Source organism: Methyloceanibacter marginalis (genome assembly GCF_001723295.1).
Taxonomy (GTDB): Bacteria; Pseudomonadota; Alphaproteobacteria; order Rhizobiales; family Methyloligellaceae; genus Methyloceanibacter; species Methyloceanibacter marginalis.
The window spans coordinates 1-4001 of the sequence record NZ_LPWD01000402.1; the positions used below are offsets into that span (position 1 = coordinate 1).

The window sequence follows — 4001 nt, forward strand, 5'->3', positions numbered from 1 at the left end:
ACGCAAGCCGTCGAGAGCGACCCGCGCTTTGCGCGCCTCGCCGACTTCGCCAAGACAATGTGCGCCGAGAAGCCAGAAGGAAACTAGGGCCATGAAGACGGTCCTCGCTATATCCCTGATTGCCTTTGCCCTATTGGGCGGCCCTGCCGCGGCCCTCGCCACCGAGACCGAGGCGCCCGCAACCGAGGCTCCCGTGGTCCCCGACGGCGATCCCGCGCCGCCTCACGCCAATGGCGAGCAGGCGGACGCGCCGGATCAGGCCGCCCCCGACGACGACATCATGCAGAACTTCACGCGCCACCGCCCGGGCGCCTGCCCCGAGGGGCCTCCCTGTAAGGTCGAAGACTGAGCCGCGTCTGCGTGCCTATCGGCCACAGTCACGGAATTGTTTCTCCATCTGTCTCCCGTAAGACTTGCGGGTCTGCGCGCGGAGTGGCAAAGGAAGTTTTGGCCGAGGATTAACCACAATTTGGAGGTCGGAATGCTTCGGGTTTTCAAGGCAGGCTTGGCGGTGCTTGGCTTCGCCGTGTTGTTTCTCGGTGGACTTCAGACGGCGAGCGCCGGTTGCCAATTGATCAAGGCGACCAATAGCGCCGAGTCGAAGGCATCGGCGGCGAGGGCCGCGTATGCGAATGCCATCGATACGGCCAACCAGGTCAAGCGTCAGCGCGGCTGGAGCTACGTGACCCTGCGGCCCCGCAAAGTCACGCCGGACCCGTTCTGGAAGGCTGTGCGCCCGGTTGTCACATCCGACATGCTGCTCAAGCCTGATGTCGTGACCTCCAAGACCTACGCCCAGTGCTGGAAGGGCGTGGTCGTGCCGTATGTGTGCACCGCCGGCGCCGTAGCCTGCGGCAACTAGCACTCCACCTCTTTCCTAAGACATGTCGTCATCGCCGGATCTCTTGGACACCCCAAGGGAGCCGGACGATGACGCATGCGTGACGGCGTGCGCCTCACGCCCGCCACATCCCTTGCTAAGCTGAATAAAGTCACCAGCTAGAAGGAATGAGCGAGGTTTTGACTCTGTCTCCGCGGTACACGTTCGGCGAGCGCCTGGCCGACGGCACGATCCACGTCATCGGTGTCGCCGCAAGCGTCATTGCGCTCATCGTACTGCTCGTCATCGGCATCCGTAACGAGACCGCGCTCATGGTGGCCGGTCTTGCCATCTACGGTCTGGCGCTCGTGGCGACGTTCGGCTGCTCGGCCGGCTACCATCTCGTGGTGCGCCCCAAGGTGAAGGAGATCATGCGACGGTTCGATCACGCCGCGATCTTCCTGATGATTGCCGGCACCTATACGCCCTTCGTCCTGCTGAAAATGAACGCGCCTGGGGGCTCGGCCTACTCGCCGTTGTCTGGTCCATGGCGGCGATCGGCATCGCCATCAAGCTGTTCTTCCCGCGTTTCCTCGATGGGCTGTCCACGGCGCTCTATCTGGTGCAGGGCTGGGCGGTCCTTGCCGCCTGGGAGCCGTTGCACGCGGCACTTCCCGCCGGCGTGTTGACCCTGCTCATGGTCGGCGGCGTGCTCTACACGGTCGGCGTGGTGTTCCATCTGTGGAACCGGCTGCCCTATCAGAACGCCATCTGGCACGGCTTTGTCCTGTCAGCGGCGAGCTGCCATTACGCGGCGGTGATCGGCGTCGTGCGCGTCGCCTGAGCGGGCCGCCTGAACCAAGGCAAAACCTGCCTGATTTTGTTTAGAAACTGATTGTAAACTATGCGCCATGACCACCCTCATGGCAGAGGCGGGGGCGCGCCCGGCCGCGGAAGACAAGGAAGCCTTGTTCGCGGCGCTTGCCACGCGGTTCGGCGACCGCTTGTCGCGCAGCCAAGCTCTGCGCGAGCAGCACGCCAACACGCTCACCTGGCTCAAGGTTCAGGCGCCGGACGCCGTGCTGTTCGCCGAAACCACGGACGAGGTGGCCGACGCGGTCAAGGCCTGCGCCGCGGCACGCGTCCCTGTCATCCCGTTCGGCACCGGCACGTCGCTCGAAGGCCATCTGAATGCGCCGCTTGGGGGATTGTCGCTCGATCTTTCACGCATGAACCGCGTCCTCGCCGTGCACGAGCCGGACCTCGATTGCACGGTCGAGCCCGGCGTCACCCGAAAGCAGCTCAACGAATATTTGCGCGACACGGGACTGTTCTTCCCCGTGGACCCCGGCGCGGACGCAAGCCTCGGCGGCATGGCTGCGACACGCGCGTCGGGCACCAACGCCGTGCGTTACGGCACCATGCGCGATCTGGTGCTGGGCCTGACCGCAGTACTCGCCGACGGCCGCATCGTCACCACCGGGGGCAGGGCGCGGAAATCAGCGGCCGGCTACGATCTCACCCGACTTCTGATCGGCTCCGAAGGCACGCTCGGGGTCATCACGTCGCTGACCTTGAAGCTCTACGGCATTCCGGAGACCATCCTCGCCGGCGTTGCACCTTCGACACGTTGGAAGGCGCCCTGCAACGCCACCATCGCTGCGCTCCAGATGGGGTTGCCGCTGGCCCGCATCGAGCTTCTGGACGAGGTGCAAATCCGCGGCTGCAATGCCTATTCCGACCTCACTTTGCCTGAGAAGCCGACTTTGTGCCTTGAATTCCATGGCACCGAGGCCGGCACCCGCGAGCAGGTCGAGATGTTCGCCGAGATCGCCGGGGGCGAAGGCGGCGGTGAGCTGGACTGGGCCGAACGCCAGGAGGACCGGAACCGGCTCTGGCAGGCGCGCCATGACGCCTATTGGGCGGCGCGGGGCTTAGGCCCGGCGGCGGACCTGATCGCCACCGATGTCTGCGTGCCGATTTCGGCGCTCGCGGCCTGTGTCGCGGAGACCAAGCGGGACATCGAGAGATTGGGGCTGCTCGCCCCCATCGTCGGCCATGTGGGCGACGGCAATTTCCATGTCATGCCCCTCATCGACCCGGCCGACGCCACGGAACGCGCCAATGTTCAGGACTTCCTCGACCGCCTTGCGGAACGGGCCCTGCGCTTCGAGGGCACCTGCACCGGCGAGCACGGGGTCGGCCAGGGAAAGATCGGCTATTTGGCGGCGGAACACGGACTAGGCGTCGACGTGATGATTGCCATAAAAAAGGCGCTCGATCCGTTGAATATCCTCAATCCTGGCAAGATTTTTGCGATACCATGATGGGGCGTCGCGCGCGCCGGAATGGGCTCGCATCCTTGTCGCTTTGCGCGGGGATTATGCGCCCGCAACCGAGCCCTAGGCAGAGATATCGGTGAACTCGCTTCTGCTCACACTGACCGCGTTGTTGATTCTGGTGCTGAGCGCGCTCTTCGCCGCACCGCTCTTCATCGACTGGAACGATTACCGCCCCGCCTTCGAGGAGCAGGCCAGCAAGTTGCTCGGCCGCGAGGTCAAGGTGGGTGGCAAGGTCCATCTCATCGTGCTGCCCGCGCCGCAGCTGAAATTCGACGACATCAGAGTGGCGAACGAGGACGGCAGCCTGGAGAAGCCGTTCCTCGAGGCGAAGTCTCTCGAGGCGAAGATCGACGTGGGGTCACTTTTGACCGGCGCCGTCGAAGCGCATCAACTTACCATCGTCGATCCCACGCTGCGCCTCGAGCTGAACGCCGACGGCACCGGGAACTGGGGCGATGTGGGCCGCCCGGGCGTGCCCGTGCCCTTCGCGCCGAAGGACGTGCTGCTCGACTCCGTGCGGGTCAGCGGCGGCACGGTCGAGATCGTCAAGGACGGCGTGCTGAAATTCGTGTTCAACGACATCGACGGCGAGGCGAGTGCGACCTCGCTCTCCGGTCCCTACAAGGTCTCCGCCGAATACGGTTACGAAGGCCGCCGTCAGTCCATTCGCTTCTCCACCGGGGCCATGGACCAGACGGGCCAGTTCCGCCTGAAGGCGGCCTTGCGCGATCCCGACCGCTCCACAGCCTACCAGTTCGACGGCGCGGTCACGGGGCTCGGCGCGACCCCCGTCTATGACGGCACCGTGCTCATGCGCATGACCAATCTCGATGCGCTGG

The 4001-nt window shown here is 64.9% G+C and carries 4 protein-coding genes and 1 pseudogene; all 5 read left to right on the forward strand.

Annotated features, from left to right (window positions below; all coding sequences use genetic code 11):
• The first annotated feature begins 91 nt into the window (after window positions 1-91).
• Entirely contained in the window at window positions 92-349 is a 258-nt protein-coding gene (locus AUC71_RS13615) for a hypothetical protein (RefSeq protein ID WP_141701710.1), read from the forward strand.
• Between the two features lie 132 nt (window positions 350-481).
• Window positions 482-862: a hypothetical protein gene (locus AUC71_RS13620; protein ID WP_069624678.1), complete on the forward strand. Its 381-nt coding sequence runs from the start codon at window positions 482-484 to the stop codon at window positions 860-862.
• 146 nt (window positions 863-1008) lie between these two features.
• Window positions 1009-1664: pseudogene (gene trhA, locus AUC71_RS13625) on the forward strand (PAQR family membrane homeostasis protein TrhA).
• A gap of 67 nt (window positions 1665-1731) precedes the next feature.
• Window positions 1732-3147, forward strand: a complete 1416-nt coding sequence (locus AUC71_RS13630) for an FAD-binding oxidoreductase (RefSeq protein ID WP_069624679.1) — start codon at window positions 1732-1734, stop codon at window positions 3145-3147.
• 91 nt (window positions 3148-3238) lie between these two features.
• Window positions 3239-4001: AsmA family protein (locus AUC71_RS13635; RefSeq protein ID WP_141701711.1), on the forward strand; the 763-nt coding region annotated here is incomplete at its 3' end.